The organism is Yonghaparkia sp. Soil809 (assembly GCF_001429705.1).
In the GTDB taxonomy this organism is placed as follows: Bacteria; Actinomycetota; Actinomycetes; order Actinomycetales; family Microbacteriaceae; genus Microcella.
Genome location: NZ_LMSV01000001.1, coordinates 1415928 through 1441123, shown reverse-complemented (window position 1 = coordinate 1441123; position 25196 = coordinate 1415928). Strand labels below are relative to the sequence as shown.

Here is a 25196-nt window from a genome sequence, read left to right as displayed (position 1 = left end):
AGAACGTCGCCGAGAAGAGGAACATGGGCAGCATGATGAAGGTCACCCACTCGATCTGCTGGAACGTCTTCATGTAGCTCGTGATCGCCATGCCGAGGCTCGCGAAGCCGAACGCGATGAGCAGCACGGCGGGCAGGGCGAGCAGGGCCGTCCAGGCGAGGTTGAGGCCGAAGAGCTGCATGACGACCATGAAGCCGACCGCGTACATCGCGCCGCGCAGGAGGGCGAGGAGGATCTCGCCGAGAGCGACGTCGAGCGGGCCGAGGCTCGTCGTGAGCATGCCCTGGTAGAGCTTCGAGTAGTTGAGCTTGAAGAAGACGTTCCAGGTCGAGTCGTAGACGGCGCCGTTCATCGCCGAGACCGCGAGCAGCGCCGGGGCGATGAAGGCCGCGTACGGAACCTCCTGCCCCGTCGAGGTCTGCACCGTGCCGACGAGGGCGCCGAAGCCGATGCCGAGCGACAGCAGGTAGAACACCGGCTCGAAGAAGCCGCTGAGCACGACGAGGTAGTTCGTGCTGCGGGTCGCCAGAAGACCGCGGTGGATGACCGCACCGGTGTTGCCCGCATACAGGGCGCTGCGCTGCCGGGTGAGGGGCGCGCTCGTCGTCGGGGAGGCCGCGGTCACTTGTCGAGCCTCCTCGTGAAGTGGCGGCGCGTCGCCCACAGGCCGATCGCGAAGAGCGTCACGAGATAGCCGACGTGCGTCGCGGTGAGCCACGCGGGCTCCTCCATGCCGTACGTCAGCACGCGGCCGAGCTCGGTGCCGTGCCAGAGCGGCGAGATCCAGCCGATCGGCTGCAGGAAGGGCGGGAGCTGCTCGAGCGGGAAGAACGTGCCCGAGAAGAGGAACAGCGGCGTGATGCCGAAGCGCTGCAGCATCGCCATCTGGCCGCGGTCCTCCTGGATCGTGGAGGTGTAGCTCGAGATCGCCGCGCCGATCGCGAGACCCGTCGCGGCGGCCGCGAGGATCGCGAGCCAGCCGAGCGGCGAGGTGATCGCGCCGAAGAGGGCGATGACGCCGCAGTAGATCGCCACCGTGACGACCGTGCGCAGCGCGATGTGGATGAACATGCCGTTGACGATCTGCGCGCCCGTGATCGGCGAGGCGTTCATGCCGAAGAAGATCGGGTTCCACTTGAAGCCGAGCAGGATCGGGTAGCTCGTCTCGTTCGCCGTGACCGTCATCGCCGCCGACGCCATGAGAGCGGGCGCCACGAACTGCAGGTAGCTCACGCCGCCCACGCCCTGCGGCACGAGGCTCGCGAGCCCGACGCCGAGCGCGAAGAGGTAGATGAGCGGGTTGCCGACGCTCTGGAAGATCGCGTCGCCGGCGTAGCCCTTCATCGCGCGGATGCGGTGCTCGGCGATGTACCACGAGCCGAAGCGACGAGGGGCTGCGCCCGCGGCGAGCGCGCGCCGGGCATCCTCTCGCTGCGCGCCGGCCGCCGGAGCGGCGGGGTCGGTGGCGGTCATTCGATCAGGCTCCGGCCGGTGAGGCGGAGGAAGACGTCCTCGAGGCTCGAGCGACGCACGAGCGAGGTGATCGGCTCGAGGCCGAGGTGCGTGATGCGCTCGAGCTCGGCCTCGCCGTTGGCGCTGTAGACGAGGATGCGGTCGGGCAGCACCTCGAGGCGCTCGCCGATGCCCTTCAGCTTCTCGGCCGCCTCGGCGTTCTTGTCGCTGCCGAAGCGCACCTCGAGCACCTCGCGGCTCGAGTACTCGCGGATGAGCGCGGCGGGCGAGCCCTCGGCCATGATGCGGCCCTTGTCGACGACGACGAGGCGGTCGCAGAGCTGCTCGGCCTCGTCCATGTAGTGGGTCGTGAGCACGAGGGTCGTGCCCTGCTCCTTGAGGCGGAACAGGCGGTCCCAGAGGATGTGGCGGGCCTGCGGGTCGAGACCCGTGGTCGGCTCGTCGAGCAGCAGGATGCGCGGCTCGTTGATGAGCGCGCGGGCGATCGTGAGGCGGCGCTTCATGCCGCCGGAGAGGTCGTCGACCTTGGCCTTCGTGCGGTCGGCCAGCTGCGCGAACTCGAGCAGGGCATCCGCCCGCTCGGCGATCACGGAGCGCGGCAGACCGAAGTAGCGGCCGTAGACCAGGAGGTTGTCGCGGACGCGGAGCTCCTGGTCGAGGTTGTCCTGCTGCGGGACGACGCCGAGCTGCGAGCGGATGTCGGGGCCGTGGTCGTTCGGGTCGAGGCCGAGGATCTCGAGGTCACCGGCGGTGCGCGTGGAGACCGCGCCGACCATGCGCATCGTCGTCGACTTGCCGGCGCCGTTCGGGCCGAGGAGGCCGAAGGACTCGCCGGGCGCGACCTCGAAGTCGATGCCGTCGACGGCGGTGAAGTCGCCGTACTTCTTGGTCAGGTTCCGGGCGGTGATGACGGGCTGCGGCACGAGAGTCGAGCATAGCCCCGGTGTGCGACACCCGCTCGGCGGCGGCCACGGCGCGCGCGAAGGCGCACTCGGCCAGGATGGAGCCATGAGCTCGACCTCCGCCTCCGCTCGCCCCCGCCGAGGATCCGCCCGCGATCGCGACGCCGACGCCGGCCCGCGCGCGACCTTCGGCCAGCTGCTGCCCTACCTGCTCGAGCACCGCACCGTGCTGTCGTGGGTCATCGTCATCAGCATCCTCGGCGCGATCGCCTCGCTCGCCCAGCCGCTGCTCGTCAGCCAGGTCATCACGCGCGTGGAGGCCGGTCAGGCGCTCGGCCCGCTCGTCGCCGGACTCGTCGCCCTCGTCATCGCCGCCGCTCTGCTCAGCGGCTTCGGCCACTACCTCCTGCAGCGCACCGGCGAGGGGGTCGTGCTGTCGAGCCGCCGCACCCTCGTGCGACGGATGCTGCACCTGCCGATCGCGCAGTTCGACGAGCGGCGGACGGGCGACCTCGTGAGCCGCGTCGGCAGCGACACGACGCTCCTGCGCGCCGTCCTGACCCAGGGCCTCGTCGAGGCGATCGGCGGCAGCCTCACCTTCGTCGGCGCGATCATCGCGATGGCCGTCATCGACCCGACCCTGCTCGGGCTCACCCTCCTCGTCGTGGCCGTGTCGGTCGTCACGGTCGTGCTGCTCTCGCGGCGCATCCGCGTCGCCTCGCGCAAGGCGCAGGAGAAGGTCGGCGACCTCGCCGCCGCGGTCGAACGGGCGATCTCCTCCGTGCGCACCGTGCGCGCCGCGAACGCGACCGACCGCGAGATCGCGGCCGTCGAGAAGGATGCCCGGGGCGCGTGGGAGCAGGGGATCCGCGTCGCGCGCATCTCGGCCCTCGTCGTCCCCCTCTCGTCGATCGCGCTGCAGGTGTCCTTCCTCGTCGTCCTCGGCGTCGGCGGCTTCCGGGTCGCGACGGGCGCGATCGAGATCGGCGACCTCGTCGCGTTCATCCTCTTCCTCTTCCTTCTCATCGGGCCGCTCGGCCAGGCGTTCGGCGCGATCACCTCCGTGAACTCGGCGCTCGGCGCGCTCGGGCGGATCCAGGAGATCATCGCGCTGCCGAGCGAGGCCGAGGGCGACGTCGGCGTCGTGCCCGAGCCGGACGAGCCGACCGATGCCGCCGTGTCGTTCCACGACGTGCACTTCTCCTACCCCGAGCGCGCGCACCGCACGGAGGCCGAGAAGGCGGCCGCGGAGGCCGAGGCGGCGCTCGCGGCGAGCGTGGCGCGCGGGGCGGGCGCGGGAGCGGGAGCCGGCGCCGACGCTCGCGGGGATGCCGACGGCTCCCGCGAGGCGCGGGTCCTCCGCGGCATCTCGTTCGCGGTGCCGCGCGGCGCGCGGGTCGCGCTCGTCGGCCCGAGCGGCGCCGGCAAGTCGACGGTGCTCGCGCTGATCGAGCGCTTCTACGACCCGACCACGGGGGTCATCCGCATGGACGGCGTCGACATCCGCGCGCTCGACCGGACCGAGCTGCGGAGCCGCATCGGCTATGTCGAGCAGGACGCCCCCGTGCTCGCCGGCACCCTGCGCGACAACCTGCTGCTCGCCACGCCCGGGGCGAGCGACGAGCAGTGCGTCGCGGTGCTGCGGTCGGTCAACCTCGGCGAGGTCCTCGACCGCTCACCCCTGGGTCTCGAGGCGCCCGTGGGGGAGGACGGCGTCATGCTGTCGGGCGGCGAGCGGCAGAGGCTCGCGATCGCGCGCGCGCTGCTCGCGGCGCCGCCGATCCTGCTCCTGGACGAGTCGACATCCTCTCTCGACGGCCGCAACGAGCAGCTCATGCGCGAGGCGATCGACGCGGTCGCGGAGGACCGCACGCTCATCGTGATCGCGCACCGGCTGTCGACGGTCGTCGACAGCGACGTCATCGTCGTGCTCGACCACGGGCGCGTCGTCGGTACCGGCTCGCACAGCGAGCTCGTGCGCGACGTGCCGCTCTACCGCGACCTCGCGAAGCACCAGCTGCTCGTGTAGCGCGGGCGGCGAGATCGCAGCGGACGGTGCGCGGTCAGGATGCCGCGGGCGCGACCTCTCCGCCGGCGCCGACGATCTCGGCCAGCGCCGCCGCGCTCGGGCCCGGCGCCACCCCCGCCACGAGGTCGCTCAGGACCCGCACGCTGCGGCCCGCGGCGAGGGCGTCGAGCGCCGAGGCCCGCACGCAGTGGTCGGTCGCGATGCCGACGACGTCGACCGCGTCGATGCCGAGCTCGTCGAGGGCGGCGACGAGCGGGCGACCGTCATCGGTCGTCCCCTCGAAGATCGAGTACGCCGGCACTCCCTGGCCCTTGAGCACGTGCAGGTCGATGAGCGCGACGTCGATGGCCGGGTGGTAGTCGGCGCCGGGCGAGCCGGCCACGCAGTGGACCGGCCACGTCGTCACGAAGTCGGGAGCGGCATCCGTCGCGAAGTGCCCGCCGTTGTCGTTCGCGGCGTCGTGCCAGTCGCGCGAGGCGACCACGAGCGCGTAGTCACCGGCGTGGGCGCGCAGGTGCGCGGTGATCGCCGCGGCCGCGGCCGCGCCGCCGTCGACCCCGAGCGCGCCGCCCTCGGTGAAGTCGTTCTGCACGTCGATGATGAGCAGGGCGCGGGGCATGGCGTCTCCGTGTATCAGGCCGGGCGCGGTGCGCCCGGGCGCGTCAGGTGTTGGTGAGGTTGTCGCCGCAGCGGTAGGCGCCCGCCGTGAGCGAGTCGAGCGCGGCGCGCGCCGAGCCCTGCACGTTGCCGATCGCGGAGAACGCGAAGGTGAGCACTGTGCCGTCGGCGGCGGTGATGATGCCGCTGAGCGAGTAGGCGGTGTTGATCCAGCCGGTCTTCGCCGCCACGCTCCCCCGGGCGATCGCCGCGTCGCCGGCGAAGCGGCTCGCGAGCGACCCCGAGCGCCCCGCGACGGGCAGCCCCGCGGTCAGCACGGGCAGATCTCCGCCGCCGGCGGCGATGACGTCGAAGAGGCGTGCGTAGTACAGGGGCGAGACGGCGTTCAGGTGGCTGAGCCCCGAGCCGTCGCGGATCACCATGCCGGGGTCGAGGGTCACGCCGTAGGGCTGCAGCGCGGCGGCGAACGCCTGCGTGAGCGACGCGGCCGAGCCATCGAAGCCCGACTCCTTCGACACGACGCGCGCGAGCATCTCGGCGAGCGTGTTGTCGCTGTTCATGAGCATCTTCTCGATGAGCCGGCTCACCGGCTGCGACCGGACCACGGCGAGCTCGGCGCCTCCGCTCGAGACCCCCATGGCCACCGCGGGACGGCCCCCCGAGTTGCCCGCCGCGCCGAGGGCGAGCGCGAAGGCCTCGCCGGCGCGCGTGATCGGGTCGGTCGAACGCGGGCTCGTGTCGAGAGCGGGGTTCTGCCGATCGCCGTCGACCTGGAGCGCCGTGACCTCGGAGTGGTAGCCGATCGTCTGCTCGCTGCGCTCCCACGACGAGTCCCACTTGTCCGCCGGGTTCCAGTAGGTGGCGTCGAGCAGCACCTCGGTGATCGCGGGCGCCTCGGGGTTCGCGGCGGCGTAGGCCGCCACGGTCTGCGCGGCGAGGTCGGCGAGCTTGGGGGCCCCGCGGTAGACGCTCTCCTGACCGGGGGCGAGGGCGCTCAGCGTGGCGTCCCCGCCGCCGACGAGCACGACCTGCCCGGGTCCGGCGCCCTGCTCGACCCGCGTCGAGAGCTGGTAGCCGGGGCCGAGGACGCGCAGTGCGGCCGCCGCGGTGAGCACCTTGAGCACGCTCCCGTGGCGGGCCGGCGTGGAGGCGGCGCGGTCGAAGAGCACCTCGCCCGTCTCGGCGTTGACGACGGCGCCGACGAAGTCGCCGAGTCGGCCGTCGGAGGCGAGGCCGGCGATCGAGCACGTGCGCACCCGCGTCGGGGCGGTCGCGATCGAGGGCCCGGCGCGCGTCGGCTCGGGCTCGGGCGTCGGCTCGGCGCTCGTCTCGGCCGGCTCCGGCTCGACGTCGGGCTCGGCGACGGCAGCCGCCGCGGCCTGCTGGCCGACCGCGACCCCCGCGGCGACGGCGCCGGCTCCGAGGACGGAGAAGGCGGTGGCGATCGCCGCGATCGCGAGCGCGCGCGGGTGGCGCCTCCGTCGGGCCGCGAGGCCCGCGCCGCGGGGCGGCGCACCGGCGACGGGCGTCTCTCGGGCATCCGGGGCTGTCACCCGGCCATGATAGTCGCGGCCGATCAGGCGTCGTCGTCGGGCGCGTACCGCACGCCGATCTGGCGGCGGACCTCGTCGAGGACCCCCATGATCGCGACCGTCTCCTCGATCGGGAGGCTCGTGGGCTCGGCGCCAGCGACGCGCGCCTCGAGCTCGGCGGCCTGGAACTGCATGCCGCGCTGCGCGACGACCGGGGCGATGCGCTCGACGACCTCGCCGCGCTCGTCGAAGAGCGTCGCGACGGTCGGCGCGTAGAACGTGCGCTCGATCTGGAGGTAGCCGCGCGTGCCGATCACGGCGGCGCGGTTCGGGCCGGCGGTGTCGAGCGCGGTGTGCAGGACGGCCTGCCGGCCGTCGGCGTAGTCGAGGATCATCGCCGTCTGCCGGTCGACGCCCGTCGCGGTGAGGGCGGCGTGGGCGCGGATGCCCTGCGGGAGCCCGAGAACGTCGACCGCGAACGACACCGGGTAGATGCCGAGGTCGAGCAGCGCGCCACCGCCCAGCTCCGGGTTCTGCAGCCGGTGCGCGGGGTCCAGCGGGAGCGACTGCGTGTGGTCGGCGAGCACCGTGCGCACCTCGCCGAGGGCGCCGGAGCGCACGAGCTCGCGCACGCGGATCATGTGCGGCAGGAACCGCGTCCACATCGCCTCCATGACGACGACGCCGGCCTCGGCGGCGGCGTCGGCGACGCGGCGCGCATCCCGCTGGGTGAGGGTGAACGCCTTCTCGACCAGGACGTGCTTGCCGGCGGCGATCGCGAGCAGGGCCGACTCGGCGTGGTGCGAGTGCGGGGTCGCGACGTAGACGATCTCGACGGCGGGGTCGGCGACGAGCTCCTCGTACGACCCGTGCGCGGTCGGGATGCCGTGCTCGGCCGCGAAGGACCGTGCGGCCTCGAGGCGGCGGGATCCGACCGCGGCCACGGTGAACCCCTCGGCGATCAGGTCGCGCGCGAACGCGTGCGCGATGCCGCCCGTCGCGAGAATGCCCCAGCCCGGTCGCGCCATNCGGGCGGGCTCAGCCTATCGAGCCCGCCCGCCGGCGCCGACGAGCGATCAGCGCTGCGCGTCTAGCAGGTGACCCAGCGCGCCGCGGCCCGCGTGAAGCTGTACGGCTCGTTCGGCACGCCGCCATGGGTCATCGCGAAGAGGATGCAGACGCCCGCGGTGCTGCCGGTGTAGGTCGGCTTGTAGAGCGAGGTGCGGTGCCCGGAGGAGTCCCACCACTTCTGGGCGACCGTGGAGCCGGTGTTGTTCGAGCCGCCGGCGAGGTTGCCGTCGCAGCCGACGCTCGGCACGCCGTCGCTGCGGACGGAGCCCATGTGGCCCCAGGCGCTCATCGGGTCGGTCGACGGGTCCTCCGCCATCCAGAACAGGCGGTCCTCCATGCAGGAGTCGTAGCGGATGTTCGCCATCGGGACGGGAGGCAGGCAGTTGGCCACGCGGATCTCGTTGTAGCGCTGGGCGAACTGCGCGAGGTCGGCGGAGGTGGTGCCGGCGACGCCGCCCTTCGAGGTGCGGCTCGGAGCTCCCGCGGTGCTGCCGCCGGGCATCCCGGCGCAGGCCGGGGTCGTGACGGTCGGCGACGGGCTCGGAGCGGGCGCCGCGGGTGCGGGCGCCGGCCCGGAGGGCTTCGGCTGGATGGCGGTCGAGCCGGTGCCCGAGGCCGCGGCGGTGCCGCTCGGCGCGGACGAGGTCGCCGACGGTGCGGGAGCGGGCTTCGCGGTCGCGGGCTTCGGAGCGGTGCGCGTCGGCGCGCTCGGGGCCGAGGCCTCCACCGTGGCGGGCGCGGCCTCCGCCGTCGGCGACGGCGAGGCGCTCGGCTCGACCGCGGGCGCGGCGTCGCCGGCGCTCGCAGCGGAGTAGGTCGCGCGCTGGCGCGGGTCGAGGAAGCCGCTGCCGTCGACGACGGAATCGGGCTCCACGACGGTGATGGCCGAGGCGCCGGCGGTGAGCGTACGAGCGCTCAGGACGTCGGTGACGTCGAGGCTCCCGCCCACCACGGGCGCGAGCAGGATGGCGCTCGTCGCGAGCGCGGTCCCCACAAAGATTGAACGCAGCATGTCAGGTTCCCCCCGAAACCTTGAGATGTATCCGTCAGCCCCCCGGCTGACATCTCCGACGGTACGACCCCGAGGGCCCGGGTGCCAACCCGGGGTGGTCGGAAAACGAACAGAACACCCCAGGACTGGGGGAGACGCGGCCCGGATCGGCCCCCTGATCGGGGGTATTGCCCCTCGGGGCGGGCCGTGCAGCGGCCCTGTGGAGCCCCGTACAGGATTCGAACCTGCGACCTGCTGTTTACAAGACAGCTGCTCTACCAGCTGAGCTAACGGGGCGCTGCGGAGGGCCCCAGCCTACCGGCCGGGGGCCCGGCCTAGGGGGTCGGCGACGGGGACGGGGAGGGGCTCGCCGCGAAGTCGTCGCCGGCGGCCGACAGCACGAACTGCGAGAACTCGGTCGAGTCGAACGGGTACGACGGGGTGTAGAGCTCGCCGTTGACCAGGATGGTCGGAGTGCCCTGCACGCTCTCGACCTCGGTGCCCTCGACGGGGAGCGGGCCGTTCCCCGCGCGGGCCGTCGCCGCCTTGACCCACTCGTAGAAGCGGCCGTCGTCGATGCAGCGCTCGAGCGAGGTCGAGGTCGCCCCGGAGTCGCGCGCGAGCTCCAGGAGCCGGTCGTCCGTGAGTCCCTCCGAGCCCTCCTCCGGCTGCTCGGCGAAGAGCGCGTCGTTGAAGTCGAAGAACGCGTCCGGGTTGTAGTTCGAGACGCACGCCGCGGCATTGGCGGCGCGCAGCGAGTACTGGGTGCCGGCGGAGAGGCTCGTGAGGATCGCGATCGGGTGGTACTCGACCGTGGCGGCCCCCGACTCCACGAGTCGGCGGATCAGCTCGCCGTTCTCCTGCTCGAACTCGCCGCAGACGGGGCACAGGTAGTCGACCCAGATCGTGATCGCGACCACGCCCGGCTCGTTCGGCGCGCTGGGGACGGGCGTCGCCTCGGGGGCGATGCCGGGGGTCTGCACCGGGGTCAGCCCCTCCCCGATCAGGATGCCGTCACTCGCCATGTTCCGGGGCCCGTTGCGCTCGGGCCTGATCGAGTTCGTGATGACGAGCGCGACGATCGCGATGATGGCGATGAGCACGACGGCGATGCCGCCCTGCAGGAGCCACCGGTTGCGGCGCTCCTTCTTCTTGTGCTCGGCGCGAAGCTGGCGGGCCTTCTCGCGGGCTTCGTCGCGGCGCGCAGTCTTCGACTGCTTCGCGCGGGCTGATCCGCTGTCGGTCATGGTTCCTCTTCGTCGCTTCCCGGGCGCGCCCGGCGCAGCCCGAATCGGGTTCAGGCGCACTGCGCCCCGAAGGATAGTACGGCGACGAACGATGCGCGGCCAGTCGAGGGGGCCTCGCGACCGGGCGCGCGGGGCCTCGCGGGGCCCCGCGGGCATCCCCTCGATGCGGCGCCGGCGGGCGCAGGTGGCATACTGGGCCTCGANCCCGCCTGTACCCCGGCTCGACCGTTCCCGCGGTCGACGCGATCGACCTGCACATCGAGGACGGCGAGTTCCTCGTCCTCGTCGGCCCCTCGGGCTGCGGCAAGTCGACCACCCTCCGCATGCTCGCGGGCCTCGAGGAGGTCAACGACGGCGCGATCCTCATCGGCGACCGCAATGTCACCGACGTCCCGCCGAAGGACCGCGACATCGCGATGGTCTTCCAGAACTACGCGCTCTACCCGCACATGACCGTCGCCGAGAACATGGGCTTCGCGCTCAAGATCGCCGGCATCGGCAAGGAGGAGCGCGCCACGCGCGTCCTCGAGGCGGCCAAGCTCCTCGACCTCGAGCCCTACCTCGACCGCAAGCCGAAGGCCCTCTCGGGCGGTCAGCGCCAGCGCGTCGCGATGGGCCGCGCGATCGTGCGCCAGCCCCAGGTCTTCCTCATGGACGAGCCGCTGTCGAACCTCGACGCGAAGCTCCGCGTGCAGACGCGCACCCAGATCGCCTCGCTCCAGCGCCGCCTCGGCGTCACCACGGTCTACGTCACGCACGACCAGACCNCCCCGCGCGAGCTGTACGAGACGCCCAACAACGTCTTCGTCGCCGGATTCATCGGCTCGCCCGCGATGAACCTCTTCCCCGCGACCGTCGTCGACGGCGGCGTGGAGTTCGGCTCGGGCGTCGCGGCCGTCGAGCGCGAGACGCTCGACAACGCCAGCGACAAGTCGGTCACGGTCGGCGTCCGCCCGGAGGACCTCATCGTCGGCGCGCCCGGCTCGCAGGGCCTCTCGGTCGAGGTCGACGTCGTCGAGGAGCTCGGCGCCGACGGCTACCTCTACGGCCACACCGAGGTGCAGGGCCAGCGCGTCGACGTCGTCGCCCGCGTCGACGGCCGCGTGCACCCGAACGCCGGCGAGACGGTCGTGGTCACGCCCGAGCCGAAGCACGTGCACGTGTTCGACACGGCGAGCGGCCTCCGCCTGAACCGCACGGCGATCACCCACTGAGACTCGGTCTCGACCGCAGCGAGGGCGGGCCGCGTCGCATGACGCGCCCGCCCTCGTCGCGTTCCCGCCCCGACGAAGGGAGTCCGCCCTCATGAGCGCCTCGCTCAGCATCACCTCGGCCGTCGTCGACCCCGGCCTGCTCGACCTGCCCTGGAACCTGCCGCTCGACACCTGGCCGGATGACGCGATCGCCTCGCTGCCCAAGGGCATCTCGCGCCACCTCGTGCGCTTCGTGCACCTGAGCGGCGCCGTCGTCGCCATCAAGGAGACGACGGAGGAGATGGCGCGGCGCGAGTACGAGATGCTCCGCACGCTGCAGCGGCTGGAGATCCCCTGCGTCGACCCGGTCGCCGTCATCACCGGTCGCGTCGACGACGACGGCACGCCGCTCATGCCGGTGCTCGTCACCCGGCACCTGCGATTCTCGTTGCCGTACCGCGCGCTCTACTCGCAGACGCTGCGGCCCGAGACCGCGACGCGGCTCGTCGACGCCCTCGCCGTCCTGCTCGTGAGGCTGCACATCGCGGGCTTCTTCTGGGGCGACGTGTCGCTCTCCAACACCCTCTTCCGCCGCGACGCGGGCGCCTTCGCCGCGTACCTCGTCGACGCCGAGACCGGTCAGCTCTACGAGGGCGGGCTCTCGAACGGGCAGCGCGAGAACGACCTGGAGATCGGCCGGGTGAACATCGCCGGCGAGCTGCTCGACCTCGAGGCCGGCGGGCGCCTCGACGGCAGCATCGACGCGATCGAGGTCTCCAACGGCATCATCGACTCCTACCGCACGCTCTGGAAGGAGCTCACCGGATGGGAGTCGTTCGACCGCTCCGAGCGCTGGCGCATCACGCAGCGGGTCGAGCGCCTCAACGACCTCGGCTTCGACATCGAGGAGCTCGCCATCCGCACCGACGGGGACTCCACCGAGGTGCGGATCCAGCCCAAGGTCGTCGACGCCGGGCACCACACGCGGCGCCTGCTGCGCCTCACCGGCATCGACGCGGGAGAGAACCAGGCCAGGCGCCTGCTCAACGACCTCGACTCGTACTCGGCCGCGACCTACCCCGACCGGTCGGTCGACGAGGAGCAGGTCGCTCACGAGTGGCTCGTTCGCGTGTTCGAGCCCGTCGTCCGGGCGATCCCCCGCGAGCTCAAGGGCAAGCTGGAGGGGCCGGAGGTCTTCCACCAGCTGCTCGAGCACCGCTGGTTCCTGTCGCAGAACCAGGGCAGGGCGATCCCCCTCGCGGAGGCGCTCAGCTCGTACATCGACACCGTGCTGCGTCACCGCCGCGATGAGGCCACCATGATCGCCCCGCCGACCGAGTCGATCGGGCTGCCCCTCGACACCGACGCGATCGGGATCGTCGACGACGACGAGACGCCCCGCGGGTCGTGGCGCGACAAGGTGTGAGCAGGCGCTGAGACGACGCACGGCCCCGTCCGCGATGCGCGGCGGGGCCCTGCGTCGGTGCGCGAGCGATCAGGCGAGGATGCTCAGCGGGCTCTCGATGCGGGCGACGAAGGCGCCGAGCCAGCGCGCGGCGAGCGCGCCATCCCACGCCCGATGGTCGGCCGAGAGCGTCACGGTCATGACCTGGCCCACCTCCAGCGCACCGTCGACGACGACGGGCCTCGCCGACGCGGCGCCCACGGCGAGGATGCCCGCGTGCGGCGGGTTGATGATCGCCGAGAAGGCCTGCGTGCCGAACATGCCGAGGTTCGAGACGGTGAAGCTGCCGCCCTCGAGCTGGGCGAGCGTGAGGCGCCCCTCACGGCCGCGACCGGCGAGCTCGGCGATGCGGGCGCCGAGCGCCGAGACGCTCAGGCCCTCGACGCCGCGCACGACGGGGACGACGAGTCCGTCCTCGAGCGACACGGCGATGCCGATGTCGACGCTCGAGTGCACGTGCATCCCGTCATCGCCCCACGTGCGGTTCGCCTCGGGGACGTCGGCGAAGGCGCCGGCGACCGCCTTGACCACGAGGTCGTTGACGCTCACCTTCACCTGACCGCCCGCGTTGATCTGCCTGCGCATGTCGAGCAGCGCGTCGACGCGGCAGTCAGCGGTGAGGTAGAAGTGCGGCACCGAGCTCTTGCTCTCGGTGAGGCGCCGCGCGATCGTCGCACGCATGCGGCTGTGCCGCACGACCTCGACGCCCTCGGGAGCGGGGGCGGCAGCGGCGGGGACGGCAGCGGCGGGCGCCGGGGCCGGGGTGGGCGCGGCCGGTGCCTGAGCGGCCGGTGCCGCGGCGCCGCCCTCGAGCAGGGCGGTGATGTCGCGGCGCACGATGCGACCGTCGGGGCCGGAGCCCGTGACGCCGGCGAGGTCGATGCCGTGCTCGCGCGCCAGGCGCCGCACGAGCGGGCTCACGAATCGGCGGGCGCCGTCGTGCGGGGCGGATGCCGGGGTCGGCTCCGCGACGGGGCCGGCGGCGCCGGCGGCGCTCGACGCGATCGCGGCGGCGTCCACCGCCGGGGCCGCGACCTCCGCGACGGGAGCGCCGGATTCGGGATCCGACGGGGCCGCCGGAGCGGCCCCGTCGGACTCCTCAGCGGCCGGAGCCGCTGCGGGGCTCGCGGGAAGTGCCACCTCCCCCGCTTCACCCACGATCGCGATGGGGGCGCCGACGTCGATCGAGTCACCCTCCCCCACGAGCAGTTCGAGCACGGTGCCCGCGGTCTCGGCCGCGAACTCCACGACAGCCTTCTCGGTCTCGATCTCGGCGAACGGCTGGCCGACCTCGACCGCGTCGCCGGGGGCGACGAGCCACTTCTGGACGGCGGCCTCGGTGACGTTCGCGAGGACCTCGGGCATGCGGATGGTCGTCGACATCAGGCTGCTCCCCCCGCACTGCGGCGCACGGTCTCGATGCCGGCCACGACCTCCTCGGTGCGCGCGATCGCCGCGCGCTCGAGGATGCGCGAGATCGACGGCGAGGACTCGGCGCCGGTCACGCGCTGCACGGGCTGGTCGAGCCAATCGAACAGTCGTCGCTGGATCTCGTCGGCGAGCCAGGCCCCGTACGAGGTTCCCTGGGCTCCCTGCTCGACGATGAGCACCGCGTTGGTCTTCTTGACGCTGGCCTCGATGGTCTCCCAGTCGAGCGAGGCGCGGTCGAGCCAGCGCAGGTCGATGAGCTCGGCATCCGCCCCCGTCTGCTCGATCGCCTCGGCGCAGTGGCGCACCATCGACAGGTAGCTGATGACGGTCATCTCGCTGCCCTCGCGACGCACGGCCGCGGTGCCCGGCGGGATGATGTAGTCCAGGTCGCCCGCGAGGATCTCGTCCTTCTCGTTGTACAGGTCGACGTGCTCGATGACGAGCACCGGGTCCTGCAGGGCGAGGGCGGCGTTCATGAGGCCGACGTAGTCGGCGGCCGACGAGGGGGCCACGATGCGCCAGCCGGGGCTGGTCGCGAAGACGCCGGCCGGGTCCATGAGGTGCTGCGAGCCGTAGCCCGATCCCATCGCGACCTTCGTGCGCAGCACGAGCGGCACGGGGTTGTCGCCGCCGAACATGTGGCGCGCCTTGCCCACCTGGTTGAACACCTGGTCGGCGGCGACCCACATGAAGTCGGGGTACATGAACTCCACGACCGGGCGGTACCGGCCGTCGAGGGCGAGCCCGCCGCCGAGGCCCATGAAGGCGTTCTCGCTGATCGGGGTACCGAGCACGCGGCCGGGGTGCGCGTCGGCGAGGCCCTTGGTCGCGCCGTTCGTGCCGCCCTTGAGTCGGTGGATGTCCTCGCCGAGCACCACGATGCGCTCGTCCTCGCTCATCCGGCGGTCCATCACCGCGGCGACGGCGTCGACGAACTTCATCGACTCGCGCGCGGCGTCGGAGACGCTCGGGTCGAGCACGCGCAGCGACTCGAGCTCGCTCGCGTCCCCGCGCACGCCGACGTTGACGAACTCCGGGTCGGGCCAGAGCTCGGGGCGGATGCGCCGGCGACCCTGCTTCTCGGGGTCGGCCTCCAGCAGCTCGGCCGTGGCCGCATCCATCGCCGCGATCGCCTGGGCGCGCACGCTCGCGACGCCCGCCTCGTCGATGAGTCCGCGCTTTACCATCTCGCGCGCGACGCGGTCGAGGGGGTCGCGCTTCTTCCACTCGGCCTCCTCCTCCTTCGTGCGGTAGCCGAAGGCGCTGCCCGGGTACGGGCCGTTCTGGTGGAAGAACCGGTAGACCTCGGCCTCGACGATCGTCGGACCGCCGCCGGAGCGCATGACCGCCGCGGCCTCCTCCATCGCGAGGTGCACGGCGAGCGGGTCCATGCCGTCGACGCGCCAGGAGGGGATGCCGAAGCCCTGGCCGCGGACGGAGAGGCGCGTGTCGGCGACCGACTCCTCGATGCGGGTGGCGACGGCGTAGAGGTTGTTCTCGATGAAGAAGCAGACCGGCAGCTTCCACGCGGCGGCGAGGTTCATCGACTCGAGCACCGAGCCGATCTGCGCGGCGCCGTCGCCGAAGTAGTTGATGGTGAGGTCGGTCGTGCCGGCCTCCTTCTGGGCCCACGCGTTGCCGGTGGCCATGGGCGCACCGCCGCCGACGATGGCGTTGGTGCCGAGCGCGCCGGCCTCGAACCACTGAAGGTGCATGGAGCCGCCGCGGCCGCGGCAGTAGCCCTGGGCGAGGCCGAGGATCTCGGCGAGCGTCTTCTGCAGCACCGTCTGGATGTCGGCGGTGACGAGGGCGTCGAGCGCCAGGCCGTCCTGCGCGACGTGCGCGAGCGCCTTGGCGAGGAACTGGTGGTGGCCGCGGTGCGAGCCGTTCACGGCGTCGCTCGAGCGCAGGGCGACGATCGAGCCGACCGCTCCGCCCTCCTGCCCGATGGACGAGTGGGCGGGGCCGTGGACGAGGCCCTCGCCGGCCAGGTCGAGGACGCGCTCCTCGAAGGCGCGGATGAGATGCAGCTGGCCGAGCATGGTGGCCAGAAGCGCCGGATCGGCCTTCTTCCAGTCGGCTGCGGTGGTGGTGAGCTCGACCCACTCGGCGGTGGTGTCCAAACGGCGGCGTTGGGGCATGTCGACACTGTACGCATGATTGCATCCAATCTCAATCGCTTTTCGCGGTTTTCTTTCGCGGATGCCCGTCTGGGGGGTACGGTTGCATCCAGTCACGACAGCGAAGGGTGGAGAGCGATGGCGCTTCCCGGCATCCGCGGCACCGAGCACATCGGCTTCACCGTGCCCGACCTCGACGAGGCCGAACGGTTCTTCGTCGACGTCATCGGGTGCGAGCTCGTCTACTCGCTGGGCCCGTTCGTCCGCGACGACGACTGGATGGCCGAGCACCTCAACGTCCACCCGCGCTCGGTCATGCGCGAGCTGCGCTTCTTCCGCTGCGGCCACGGCCCGAACTTCGAGGTCTTCCAGTGGGAGCCCGCCGACGGTCAGGCGCCCCAGCCCCGCAACAGCGACATCGGCGGCCACCACCTCGCCTTCTACGTCGACGACATGGATGCCGCGGTCGCGCACCTGCGCGAGCAGGGCGTCCGCGTCCTCGGCGATCCGACCGCGAGCCGGGGTGCGAGCGAGGGTCAGCGCTGGGTGTACTTCCTCTCGCCGTGGGGCATGCAGCTGGAGCTCGTGAGCTTCCCCGGCGGCAAGGCCTACGAGACGAGCTCGAGCGTGCGGCTGTGGGACCCGCGGGATCCCTCGGCATGAGCGGAGCATCCGCCCGGATCGATCGCGCGCGCCCCGCGCGGGCCGCACCTCCGGCGACGCGCGACGGCAATGCCAGCGCCCGTGTCGCGGATGCCCTGCGCGAAGCGATCGTCGGCGGCGAGTACCCGCCCGGCAGCCGGATCCGCCAGGAGGAGATCGCCGAGCGGTTCGGAGCGAGCCGCGTACCGGTGCGGGAGGCGCTCAAGGCGCTCGAGGCCGACGGGCTCGTGACGCTCGTCGCCAACACCGGCGCGTGGGTGACGCGCCTGAGCCTCGCCGAGTGCGAGGAGGTCTACCAGACCCGCGAGCGCGTCGAGCCGCTGCTGCTGCGCTACTCGGCGCCTCACCTCGACGAGGCCGCGCTCGACGGGCTCGAGCGCCTCGCCGAGCGCATGGCCGAGACGACCGACGTCGAGGAGTTCCTGCGGCTCGACCGCGAGTTCCACCAGCGCTCCTACGCCGGGGCGGAGACGCTCGTGCTCGGCGACCTCGTCCGGCGGCTCTGGAACACGACGCAGCCCTACCGACGCGCGTACACGCTCATGATCGATGCGCACAGCCAGCGCATCGTGCACGACGAGCACCACATGCTCGTCACCGCCCTGCGCGACCAGGACGTCGACACGGCCGAGCGCGTCATCGAGGGCCACATCCGCCGCACGCGACGTCTGCTGGCGAGCCACCCCGAGGTCTTCGAGACCCTCCCCACGATCCCGTAGCAGACAGAGCCAGTACCAGACCGAGCCAGTACCAGTCAGAGAGACGAGGAGCCCCATGGCCATCGCGACGATCAATCCCGCCACCGGCGTCACCGAGCGCGAGTTCGAGGCGCACACCGATGCCGAGATCGACGCCCGGATCGGGCAGGCGCACGCCGCCTTCCAGGCGATGAAGGCGACCACGTTCGCCGACCGCGCCGGCTGGATGCGCGCCGCCGCCGACCTGCTCGAGGCCGAGGTCGAGCCCGCCGCCGCGATGCTCACGACCGAGATGGGGAAGACCATCGGGCAGTCGCGCGCCGAGGTGCTGAAGTGCGCCAAGGGCATGCGCTTCTACGCCGACCGCGCCGAGGAGTTCCTCACGGGCCGCACGCTCGACGACCCGAGCGCCGTGAACGCCTCGGCGGCGCACACGCGCTACGACCCGATCGGCGTCGTCCTCGCCGTCATGCCGTGGAACTACCCGCTGTGGCAGGTCATCCGCTTCGCCGCGCCCGCGCTCATGGCAGGCAACGCCGGGCTGCTCAAGCACGCCTCGAACGTCCCGCAGGCGGCGCTCTACCTCGACACCCTCTTCGAGCGCGGCGGCTTCCCCGCCGGCGCCTTCCGATCGCTGCTCATCCCCGCCGGGAAGGTCGAGGGCGTGCTGCGCGACCGCCGCGTCGTGGCGGCGACCCTCACGGGCTCCGAGCCCGCCGGTCGTTCCGTCGCCTCGATCGCCGGCAGCGAGGTCAAGCACGTCGTGCTCGAGCTCGGCGGCTCCGACCCCTTCATCGTGATGCCGAGCGCCGACCTCGAGAAGGCCGTCGCCACCGCCGTCTCGGCGCGCACCGCCAACAACGGCCAGGCCTGCATCAACGCCAAGCGCTTCATCGTGCACGCCGACATCCACGACGCCTTCCTCGAGCGCTTCACCGCGGCGATGAGCGACCTCCGCGTCGGCGACCCCATGGACGAGTCGACCGACGTCGGGCCCCTCGCGACCTCGTCCGGGCGCGACGACCTCGTCGGCCTCGTCGACGACGCGCTCGCCAAGGGCGCCGTCGCGACGACGGGCGGTGCGGTGCCCGACGGCGCCGGCTGGTACTACCCGCCGACCGTCCTCAGCGGGATCACCGAGGACATGCGCCTGTACGCGGAGGAGGCCTTCGGGCCGGTCGCCTCGGTCTTCCGCGTCGACAGCGCCGAGGAGGCGCTGCGCGTCGCCAACGACACGACCTTCGGGCTCAGCTCGGCCGTGTGGACGCGCGACGAGGACGAGGAGGCGCTCTTCGTGCGCGGCCTCGACGCCGGCGCCGTCTTCATCAACGGCATGTCGATCTCGTACCCCGAGCTGCCGTTCGGCGGCATCAAGGACTCGGGCGTCGGTCGCGAGCTCTCGGCCGAGGGGATCCGCGAGTTCGTGAACCTCAAGAGCGTGTGGAAGGCGTGAGCGCGGAGGAGTCGCGCGTCACGCGCGAGCCGAGCCCGAGCATCCCCGGGATCTCGGACAGCGTGCGGGTCTCGGCGGGAGACCTGCTGTTCCTCTCCGGCGTGGTGGGGCTCCGACCCGGCGGGGAGCCAGCGCGCGACCTCGCGGAGGAGATCGACCTCGTGTTCGGCGAGCTGGAGCGCGCACTCTCCGCGCGCGGCGCGACGCTCGCGAGCATCGTGCGGGTGACCGTCTACATCGTCGGGCTGACCCCGGAGAGGCTCTCGACCTACCGCGCCGTGCGCGATCGCTGGATCGACCCGGAGCACGTCCCGGCGAGCACGCTGGTCGGGGTCGCCGCCCTCTACTCCGACGCCGTCACGATCGAGATCGACGCGATCGCCGCGGTCTGAGCGGCGATCGGGCCGCGGGCATCCCCCGCGGCCCGATCGCAGAGCTCAGTAGGGGTTCGCGACGAAGAGATCCTGCGCGGGGAACTTCGTGAGGACCTCGATGCCGTAGTCGGTCACGACGACCTCCTCCTCGATGCGCGCGGCGGACGTGCCGTCGGACGCGGGGCAGTAGGTCTCCATGGCGAAGACCATGCCGGGCCTGAGCTCGACCGGGTCCTTCATCGAGTTGAGACGCGAGATGATCGGCCGCTCGTGGAGGCCGAGGCCGAGGCCGTGGGCGAACTGCAGCCCGAACGCCGCGAGCTCGTTCTCGAACCCGAAGTCCTCCGCCTTCGGGAGGACGGCCGCCACCTCGTCGGTGCCGACGCCCGGCCGCAGCGCATCCAGCGCGCTGTCCATCCACTCGCGCGCCTGCTTGTAGGCGTCGCGCTGGCTCTCGGTCGCCCAGCCCACTCCGAAGGTGCGGTAGTAGCAGGTCCGGTAGCCGTTGAACGAGTGGATGATGTCGAAGAAGGCCTGGTCGCCGGGGCGGATGATGCGATCGGTGAAGTTGTGCGGGTGCGGGTTGCACCGCTCGCCCGAGATCGCGTTGATCGCCTCGACCTGGTCGCTGCCGTACTCGTACAGCCTCTTGTTCGCGAGCGCGACGATCTCGTTCTCGCGCACCCCCGGCTTGAGCGCCTCGGCGATGTCCTGGTACACGCCGTCGACCATGGCCGCGGCCTGGTTGAGCAGCATGATCTCGTCCTGGCTCTTGATCACCCGGGCGTCGAGCATGTGCTGCTGGGCGTCGGCGACCCGCAGGCCCTGGCGCTCCATCTCGAACAGGAAGGGCGGCTCGACGATGTCGAGGCCGATGGGCGCGTCGGCGAGCCCCTCCGCCGTGAGCAGCGACTTGATCTCGGCGACCGCGTCGCGCATGAGACCCGCCCCGTCGGGCGCGACGGCGCCGCGGAATCCCAGGAAGCCCGCGCGATAGTTCTCCTCCGGCACCCAGTCGGAGTAGAGCTTGTGGTGCCGCACCGCTGAACCGAAGTCCCAGAGGATCGGGTCCTTGCCGCGCATGAGCAGCGCGTACCGGATCATCTTGTCGCCGAGCGCGCCGCCGATCCAGGTCTGCGTCGTGTAGCGGATGTTATAGAAGTCGAAGAGCAGGAAGGCGCCGCACTCGCTCGCGTCGAGCGCCGCCTTCGCCCGGTCGACGCGGTAGCTCCTCAGCCGGTCGAAGTCGACGCGGTGCTCGTAGTCGACCCCCATCTGACCGGGCGCCCCGAGCGGGCGCACGCCGGCGGGCCGGGAGGACGGGCGCTCGAAGCGCCGCCCTCCCGCGCCGTGGTCGTGGCCGTGGCCGTGGCCGCTCACCGGACCTCGAGACCGTCGCTGACCGCCGCCTGCTCGGAGACCAGCTCGAGGCCGGAGCCGTGGGCGACCGTCACGATGAGGGAGGCGAAGTCCTGCTCGACGTTGCCGTTGCCGACTTCCTGAGCGACGAGGTTGCGCGTGACGCTCGCGACCGGCATCACGACGCCCATCTTGGCGGCGGCGGCGAGACCCAGGTCGAAGTCCTTCTGCAGCAGGACGTTCGTGAACGTGGGCGTGAAGTCCAGGTTGACCAGAGCGGGCGTCTTGTACTGCGTGAACACCGAGCCCATGACCGAGTCGTTGAGGAAGGTCAGGAAGGCCTCGCGCGTGACGCCGGCCTTCTCGGCGAGGACCGTGATCTCGGCCATCGACTGGATCACGACGCCGAGGAAGACGTTGTGGGCGATCTTGACGATGCGGGCCACCTCGCCCTCGCCGACGTACGTGACTCCGCGACCCCAGGTGGCGAGCAGCGGGGCAGCCTCGTCGTAGACCCCGCGCGGGCCGGAGGCCGCGACGGTGAGCTTCCCGACGGCGATGACCTTCGGGTTGCCGGAGACGGGGGTGGCGAGGAAGCCGACGCCGCGGGCCTCGGCGGCCGCGCGGACGGTCTCGCTCGCCTCGACGGAGACGGTGGAGGCGTCGCCGATGATGCGCGGGGCGCGCGCGGGATCCGACAGCAGGCCGCCCTCGCCGAGCATGACGTTCTCGAGGTCCTTCGAGGCGGAGACCATGCTGAAGACGATGTCGCGGTCGGCGAGGTCCACCGGTCGGTCGACGACGGTCGCCCCGAACTCGGTCAGCGGCTCGGCCTTCGCGCGCGTGCGGTTGTAGACCGCGACCTCGTAGCCGGCATCCAGGAGGCGCTTGGCCAGCTGGAATCCCATGCGGCCGGTTCCGATCCACCCGACGGTGGGCTTGGTGTCAGTCATGGTTCTCTCCTTGCGTTTCTGTGCGTCCGGTGAGCCCCGGTGCGGGTTCACAATCGATTGCATTATGGAATGGCGGGCCGGGCGGCCGTTCGCCGCCCGGACGATCAGGCGGGGGCGGCGGCGACCACGTGGAACTCGAACCGCAGGCGCGGGTCGGTCGCGAGCCGCGAGATCTCGAGGGTCGTGCTCGTCGGGATGTGCCCGCCGAACCACTCCCCCTGGTGCTTGTTGACGACGTCCTGGTCGGCCTCGATGTCGGTGAAGAAGCGGATCATGTTGACCACGTCGTGACGCTCGCAGCCGGCCGCGGCGAGCGCGAGGTCGAGGTGGTCGAAGGCGTTGCGCACCTGACCCGCGGCATCCATCGGCATCGAGTCGAAGACCTCGGGCCGGTGCGGGTGGTCGTGGTAGACCGGGGCGCCCGTCACGCCGCTGATGAACACCAGCCGCGCGTTCGAGACGACGCGAATCGCGGGCACGAACGGGCTCACGATCGACGCGTCGTACCCCTCGTGGTGGATGACCTCCGCATTGCCCACTCGTCGTGGACCGGGAATCGCGCTCATCGCGCCCTCGCCTTCATCGTTCGTCCGCCCCGACGCGCGAGAGCGCTCCGGAGTCGTGGGTGATGCGCCCCGCCATGATGGTCAGGTCGCTGAGGATGCCGCGCAGCTCGTCGTCCGCGCAGTCCAGCGGGTCGGCCGTCGGCACGCACGCGTCAGCGTCGTAGCCGGGCAGCAGCCGGCCCCGGTGGGCCTGCTCGCCCGTGAACCAGGCGGCATCGCGCGTATAGGCGGCGATCGCCTCGAGCCGCGACATCCGGTGCCGCTCGTCGCGGACGCCGCTCCCGTCCACGGTGCCCCCGGTGACGAGCCACCAGATGGCCGACCAGGGCGAGAACCAGTTCGCGCGCGTCGCGTCGGTGCCGGCACCGATGATGATCCCGAGATCGCGCATGTCGCCGATGGGCGGAGCCGACGCGGTCGCCTCGGCCCCCCACGCCTCGACGTAGTCGGCGCCCTTCAGCACCAGACGGCTCTGAACGAGGATGCCGGCCCCGAGGCGCGCGATCCGCTCGAGGTTCTCGCGCGTCGCCTCGTCGGCGTGCACGATCGAGAAGCCGCGCCCGGCGACGAGCCCGGTCTCGCGCTCGACCTCCTCCCACGCGTCGAGGACGCCGCCGAGGGTGTCGTTGAGAACGGCGTGGATGCTCATCCGCCAGCCGCGCTCGGCGCACAGCCGCACGATCTCGACGAGCTCGCGGTGCGCGGCCTCGGTCATCTCGAAGGGGTCGAGGCCCTCCATGTCGTGGCAGCCCAGGTGCGGGATCTCCCCGACGCCGGCGATGCGGAGCATCCCGTCGCCGCTGCCCGCCTGCACGAGCGCGGTGAGCCGGTCGATGTCGTCCACCTCGCCTCCGCGCGTCCAGGCGGAGATGAACAGGCGCGTGCGGACATCGAGCTCGCCGCGCCGCCACACGGCGTAGAGCGGGTCGTAGTCGCGCGGGGTGACGAGCAGGCCGCCCGCGTCGACCACGCCCGTGAGACCGTGGCGGGCGAGGACGGCGTTCATGGCGAGGATGCCCTGCTCGCCCTGCCCTTCGTGCCCGGCGAGCGCGAGACCGAGGGGGACGGCGAAGGCGCCGACGCCGCGCAGCTCGCCCGTCAGGCGGCCGCCGTCGTCGCGCAGGAGAGCGCCGCGGGCCGGGTCCGGCGACTCGTCCGACCACCCGCAGGCCGCGAGACCCGCGGAGTTGACGACCCCGCGGTCGTAGAGCTCCTGGACGTACACGGGGTTGTCCGGGGCGGCCTCGTCGAGCTCGGCCCGAGTGGGCGCTCGGCCCTCGGCCAGCTGCCGCGAGTGCCAGCCGCCGACGACGCTCACCCATTCCCCGGGGCCGCGTCGACGGGCATCCTCTCGAATGAGGGCGAGGCCCTCGGCGAGCGAGCGGACGTCCTCCCAGTGCACGGTGCGCGTCCAGGACAGGCCGCCGCGCATGGCGTGGATGTGGGCGTCGTTGAGCCCCGGGATGACGCGACGGCCCCCGAGATCGATGACCCGCGCGGCGAGGGGGGCGTAGTGGGCGAGCTCCGCGTCGCTGCCGNCGGCGAAGGTCATCACGCGCCCTCCGGTGAGCAGGAGGTCGACGAGGGGCAGAGCGGTCGCGGCGGACATGGCGGAGACTCCCTAGATGCTCAGGTAGCGCTCGAGCAGGGCTGCGTCGGTGCGGAGCTCGTCGGCGCGGCCCGACCACGGGATGGTCCCGCTGTCGTCGAGGATGATGACGCGATCGGCCATGTCGAGAGCGAGGTCGACGTTCTGCTCGGCGATGAGGGTCGACAGCCCCGTGCCGCGGAGCCCCTCGATGCGATCGTGGATGACGTCGAGCACGCTGGGGGCGAGCCCCTCGCTCGGCTCGTCCATGATCAGCAGGCTCGGGTTGGTCATGAGCGCGCGCCCGATGGCGAGCATCTGCTGCTCGCCGCCCGAGAGCGACCTCGCCATCGAGGACTGGCGCTCGGCGAGGCGCGGGAAGAACTCGAACACGCGCTCGACCGTCCAGCGCTCCCCCGCGATCTCCTTGCGCTGGGGGATCACGGAGAGGTTCTCCAGCGTGGTGAGCGACCCGAAGACGCGGCGGCCCTGCGGGACGATCGCGATGCCGAGCCGGGAGATCTGGTGGCTCGACCTCTTCGTGATGTCGACGCCGCCGAAGGTGATGCCGCCCGCGGTGATCGTCGGCGGCCGCAGCCCGCAGATGGCGCGGACGAGCGTGGTCTTGCCCATCCCGTTGCGGCCGAGGAGGGCGACGGTCTCGTTCTCGCCGATGGTGAAATCGACTCCGTGGAGGACCTGCGCCGTCGCATAGCCGACGTGCAGTCCCGTGACNCCTCCGCGGGCGAGCCGGTGACGACGTGGTGCCCGTTCTCCATGCACATCACCCGGTCGGTGAGACCGAGGGCGAGAGTCATGTCGTGCTCGATCAGCAGGATCGGAAGCGATCGCGGAAGGCCCTCGATGAGCGCCTTCAGGGTGGTGCGCTCCGCGGCGGAGAGCCCGGCCGCGGGCTCGTCGAGGAGCAGGATGCTCGGCTCGCCCACGAGCGCCATCGCGATCTCGAGCTGCCGCTGCTCGCCGTGGGAGAGGTTGGCGACCGTGAGGTCCCGGCGGTCGGCGAGGCCGACCGACTCGAGAGCCGCGAGCGAGCGCTGGGACGCATCGTCCTTCGCGCGCTGAGGGCGCCAGAAGACGCGTGCGGTCGCGGTGCCTCCGCGCGCGGCGACGCGGACGTTGTCGAGCACCGTCATCTCGCGGAACAGGTTCGAGATCTGGAAGGTGCGGCCGACGCCCATCCGCGCGCGGCGCGCGGTCGACATGGTCGTGACGTCCCTGCCGAAGAGGTGGACGGCGCCCGCGGTGGGCGTGACGTCCCCTGCGATCATCTTGAACAGCGTCGTCTTGCCCGCGCCGTTCGGCCCGATCACCCCGAAGCGCTCTCCCGGCTCGAGCACGAGAGAGATCCCGTCGACGGCCTGAACGCCGCCATAGCGCTTCCCGAGATCCTCGATGACGAGCACGGGGGCACCAGCCCCGGACCCGCGAGGGTCCGAGGCCGGCGCCATT

General features: G+C 72.1%; 23 protein-coding genes, 1 tRNA gene and 1 pseudogene. 8 read left to right on the top strand and 17 right to left on the bottom strand.

Features of this window, described 5'->3' with window-relative positions:
- The 3 genes from ASG83_RS07005 to ASG83_RS06995 all read right to left on the bottom strand — a co-directional run.
- Positions 1 to 625: ABC transporter permease (locus ASG83_RS07005; RefSeq protein WP_235460057.1), on the bottom strand; the 625-nt coding region annotated here is incomplete at its 3' end.
- The gene (locus ASG83_RS07000; protein ID WP_055858572.1) at positions 622 to 1473 is read right to left on the bottom strand and encodes an ABC transporter permease; all 852 of its coding nucleotides are present in this window, start codon (positions 1471 to 1473) and stop codon (positions 622 to 624) included. The genes ASG83_RS07000 and ASG83_RS07005, both read right to left, overlap by 4 nt.
- Positions 1470 to 2396, bottom strand: coding sequence for an ABC transporter ATP-binding protein (locus ASG83_RS06995; RefSeq protein WP_055858569.1), 927 nt, complete (start codon positions 2394 to 2396; stop codon positions 1470 to 1472). The genes ASG83_RS07000 and ASG83_RS06995 overlap by 4 nt, the downstream gene beginning before the upstream one ends.
- Positions 2397 to 2481: 85 nt before the next feature.
- On the opposite strand from ASG83_RS06995, the gene ASG83_RS06990 reads away from it, so the two are divergent.
- A complete protein-coding gene (locus ASG83_RS06990) occupies positions 2482 to 4404 on the top strand; it encodes an ABC transporter ATP-binding protein (RefSeq protein ID WP_055858565.1) in 1923 nt (640 codons plus the stop codon).
- A 34-nt stretch (positions 4405 to 4438) separates the two neighbouring features.
- Here the strand turns inward: ASG83_RS06990 and ASG83_RS06985 are convergent, their stop codons facing one another.
- The 6 genes from ASG83_RS06985 to ASG83_RS06960 all read right to left on the bottom strand — a co-directional run bounded on the left by ASG83_RS06985 (position 4439) and on the right by ASG83_RS06960 (position 9863).
- Entirely contained in the window at positions 4439 to 5023 is a 585-nt protein-coding gene (locus ASG83_RS06985) for an isochorismatase family protein (RefSeq protein WP_055858562.1), read from the bottom strand.
- A gap of 43 nt (positions 5024 to 5066) precedes the next feature.
- A complete protein-coding gene (locus tag ASG83_RS06980; RefSeq protein WP_055858560.1) occupies positions 5067 to 6575 on the bottom strand; it encodes a D-alanyl-D-alanine carboxypeptidase/D-alanyl-D-alanine-endopeptidase in 1509 nt (502 codons plus the stop codon).
- Positions 6576 to 6598: 23 nt separating this feature from the next.
- Entirely contained in the window at positions 6599 to 7582 is a 984-nt protein-coding gene (locus ASG83_RS06975) for a Gfo/Idh/MocA family protein (protein ID WP_055858557.1), read from the bottom strand.
- A gap of 62 nt (positions 7583 to 7644) precedes the next feature.
- Positions 7645 to 8637: a hypothetical protein gene (locus ASG83_RS06970; protein WP_156710975.1), complete on the bottom strand. Its 993-nt coding sequence runs from the start codon at positions 8635 to 8637 to the stop codon at positions 7645 to 7647.
- Between the two features lie 200 nt (positions 8638 to 8837).
- Positions 8838 to 8913, bottom strand: a tRNA-Thr gene (locus ASG83_RS06965).
- Positions 8914 to 8951: 38 nt separating this feature from the next.
- Positions 8952 to 9863: a thioredoxin domain-containing protein gene (locus tag ASG83_RS06960; protein WP_055858550.1), complete on the bottom strand. Its 912-nt coding sequence runs from the start codon at positions 9861 to 9863 to the stop codon at positions 8952 to 8954.
- 204 nt (positions 9864 to 10067) lie between these two features.
- Between ASG83_RS06960 and ASG83_RS13185 the strand changes: the two are divergent.
- The 3 genes and pseudogenes from ASG83_RS13185 to ASG83_RS06950 all read left to right on the top strand — a co-directional run.
- Positions 10068 to 10630: pseudogene (locus ASG83_RS13185) on the top strand (ABC transporter ATP-binding protein); the annotation flags it as partial.
- Between the two features lies 1 nt (position 10631).
- The coding region (locus ASG83_RS13180) for a TOBE domain-containing protein (protein WP_235460055.1) at positions 10632 to 11077 on the top strand (446 nt) is incomplete at its 5' end.
- 91 nt (positions 11078 to 11168) lie between these two features.
- Positions 11169 to 12482 (top strand): DUF4032 domain-containing protein, encoded by a 1314-nt coding sequence (locus tag ASG83_RS06950; RefSeq protein ID WP_055858545.1) that lies wholly within the window; start codon positions 11169 to 11171, stop codon positions 12480 to 12482.
- Positions 12483 to 12551: 69 nt separating this feature from the next.
- Here ASG83_RS06950 and ASG83_RS06945 read toward each other — a convergent pair whose 3' ends face one another.
- Both ASG83_RS06945 and ASG83_RS06940 read right to left on the bottom strand, forming a co-directional pair.
- Positions 12552 to 13904 carry a dihydrolipoamide acetyltransferase family protein gene (locus ASG83_RS06945; RefSeq protein ID WP_055858542.1) on the bottom strand — a complete coding sequence of 451 codons (1353 nt, stop codon included), beginning with the start codon at positions 13902 to 13904 and terminating at the stop codon, positions 12552 to 12554.
- On the bottom strand, positions 13904 to 16093 hold the full coding sequence (locus ASG83_RS06940) for a thiamine pyrophosphate-dependent enzyme (protein ID WP_055858539.1): 2190 nt from the start codon (positions 16091 to 16093) through the stop codon (positions 13904 to 13906). The genes ASG83_RS06945 and ASG83_RS06940 overlap by 1 nt, the downstream gene beginning before the upstream one ends.
- Positions 16094 to 16210: 117 nt before the next feature.
- On the opposite strand from ASG83_RS06940, the gene ASG83_RS06935 reads away from it, so the two are divergent.
- Genes ASG83_RS06935 through ASG83_RS06920 form a run of 4 tightly spaced genes read left to right on the top strand, consistent with a single transcriptional unit; the run spans position 16211 to position 19278 of the window.
- Positions 16211 to 16735, top strand: a complete 525-nt coding sequence (locus ASG83_RS06935; protein WP_055858536.1) for a VOC family protein — start codon at positions 16211 to 16213, stop codon at positions 16733 to 16735.
- A complete protein-coding gene (locus ASG83_RS06930; RefSeq protein WP_082599153.1) occupies positions 16732 to 17454 on the top strand; it encodes a GntR family transcriptional regulator in 723 nt (240 codons plus the stop codon). The genes ASG83_RS06935 and ASG83_RS06930 overlap by 4 nt, the downstream gene beginning before the upstream one ends.
- A 55-nt stretch (positions 17455 to 17509) precedes the next feature.
- Positions 17510 to 18886: an NADP-dependent succinic semialdehyde dehydrogenase gene (locus ASG83_RS06925; RefSeq protein ID WP_055858533.1), complete on the top strand. Its 1377-nt coding sequence runs from the start codon at positions 17510 to 17512 to the stop codon at positions 18884 to 18886.
- A complete protein-coding gene (locus ASG83_RS06920) occupies positions 18883 to 19278 on the top strand; it encodes a Rid family hydrolase (protein WP_055858530.1) in 396 nt (131 codons plus the stop codon). The genes ASG83_RS06925 and ASG83_RS06920 overlap by 4 nt, the downstream gene beginning before the upstream one ends.
- Positions 19279 to 19323: 45 nt before the next feature.
- Here ASG83_RS06920 and ASG83_RS06915 read toward each other — a convergent pair whose 3' ends face one another.
- The 6 genes from ASG83_RS06915 to ASG83_RS13420 form a co-directional block, all read right to left on the bottom strand.
- The gene (locus ASG83_RS06915; RefSeq protein ID WP_235460053.1) at positions 19324 to 20640 is read right to left on the bottom strand and encodes a Xaa-Pro peptidase family protein; all 1317 of its coding nucleotides are present in this window, start codon (positions 20638 to 20640) and stop codon (positions 19324 to 19326) included.
- Positions 20637 to 21572 carry an NAD(P)-dependent oxidoreductase gene (locus ASG83_RS06910; protein ID WP_055858527.1) on the bottom strand — a complete coding sequence of 312 codons (936 nt, stop codon included), beginning with the start codon at positions 21570 to 21572 and terminating at the stop codon, positions 20637 to 20639. Before ASG83_RS06910 ends, ASG83_RS06915 begins: the two co-directional genes overlap by 4 nt.
- Positions 21573 to 21676: 104 nt before the next feature.
- A complete protein-coding gene (locus tag ASG83_RS06905; protein ID WP_082514761.1) occupies positions 21677 to 22138 on the bottom strand; it encodes a RidA family protein in 462 nt (153 codons plus the stop codon).
- 13 nt (positions 22139 to 22151) lie between these two features.
- Positions 22152 to 23627, bottom strand: a complete 1476-nt coding sequence (locus ASG83_RS13430; protein WP_369813389.1) for an amidohydrolase — start codon at positions 23625 to 23627, stop codon at positions 22152 to 22154.
- 132 nt (positions 23628 to 23759) lie between these two features.
- Entirely contained in the window at positions 23760 to 24452 is a 693-nt protein-coding gene (locus ASG83_RS13425) for an ABC transporter ATP-binding protein (protein ID WP_055859447.1), read from the bottom strand.
- A gap of 10 nt (positions 24453 to 24462) precedes the next feature.
- Positions 24463 to 25195: ABC transporter ATP-binding protein (locus tag ASG83_RS13420; RefSeq protein WP_156711043.1), on the bottom strand; the 733-nt coding region annotated here is incomplete at its 3' end.
- Position 25196: the final 1 nt, after the last annotated feature.

What these genes read in the sequence shown, in the direction of transcription:
- ASG83_RS07000 (WP_055858572.1), bottom strand. Translation starts at nt 1,473, where the DNA reads ATGACCGCCACCGACCCCGCCGCTCCGGCGGCCGGCGCGCAGCGAGAG.
- ASG83_RS06990 (WP_055858565.1), top strand. Translation starts at nt 2,482, where the DNA reads ATGAGCTCGACCTCCGCCTCCGCTCGCCCCCGCCGAGGATCCGCCCGC.
- ASG83_RS06985 (WP_055858562.1), bottom strand. Translation starts at nt 5,023, where the DNA reads ATGCCCCGCGCCCTGCTCATCATCGACGTGCAGAACGACTTCACCGAG.
- ASG83_RS06975 (WP_055858557.1), bottom strand. Translation starts at nt 7,582, where the DNA reads ATGGCGCGACCGGGCTGGGGCATTCTCGCGACGGGCGGCATCGCGCAC.
- ASG83_RS06970 (WP_156710975.1), bottom strand. Translation starts at nt 8,637, where the DNA reads ATGCTGCGTTCAATCTTTGTGGGGACCGCGCTCGCGACGAGCGCCATC.
- ASG83_RS06960 (WP_055858550.1), bottom strand. Translation starts at nt 9,863, where the DNA reads ATGACCGACAGCGGATCAGCCCGCGCGAAGCAGTCGAAGACTGCGCGC.
- ASG83_RS06950 (WP_055858545.1), top strand. Translation starts at nt 11,169, where the DNA reads ATGAGCGCCTCGCTCAGCATCACCTCGGCCGTCGTCGACCCCGGCCTG.
- ASG83_RS06945 (WP_055858542.1), bottom strand. Translation starts at nt 13,904, where the DNA reads ATGTCGACGACCATCCGCATGCCCGAGGTCCTCGCGAACGTCACCGAG.
- ASG83_RS06940 (WP_055858539.1), bottom strand. Translation starts at nt 16,093, where the DNA reads ATGCCCCAACGCCGCCGTTTGGACACCACCGCCGAGTGGGTCGAGCTC.
- ASG83_RS06935 (WP_055858536.1), top strand. Translation starts at nt 16,211, where the DNA reads ATGGCGCTTCCCGGCATCCGCGGCACCGAGCACATCGGCTTCACCGTG.
- ASG83_RS06930 (WP_082599153.1), top strand. Translation starts at nt 16,732, where the DNA reads ATGAGCGGAGCATCCGCCCGGATCGATCGCGCGCGCCCCGCGCGGGCC.
- ASG83_RS06925 (WP_055858533.1), top strand. Translation starts at nt 17,510, where the DNA reads ATGGCCATCGCGACGATCAATCCCGCCACCGGCGTCACCGAGCGCGAG.
- ASG83_RS06910 (WP_055858527.1), bottom strand. Translation starts at nt 21,572, where the DNA reads ATGACTGACACCAAGCCCACCGTCGGGTGGATCGGAACCGGCCGCATG.
- ASG83_RS06905 (WP_082514761.1), bottom strand. Translation starts at nt 22,138, where the DNA reads ATGAGCGCGATTCCCGGTCCACGACGAGTGGGCAATGCGGAGGTCATC.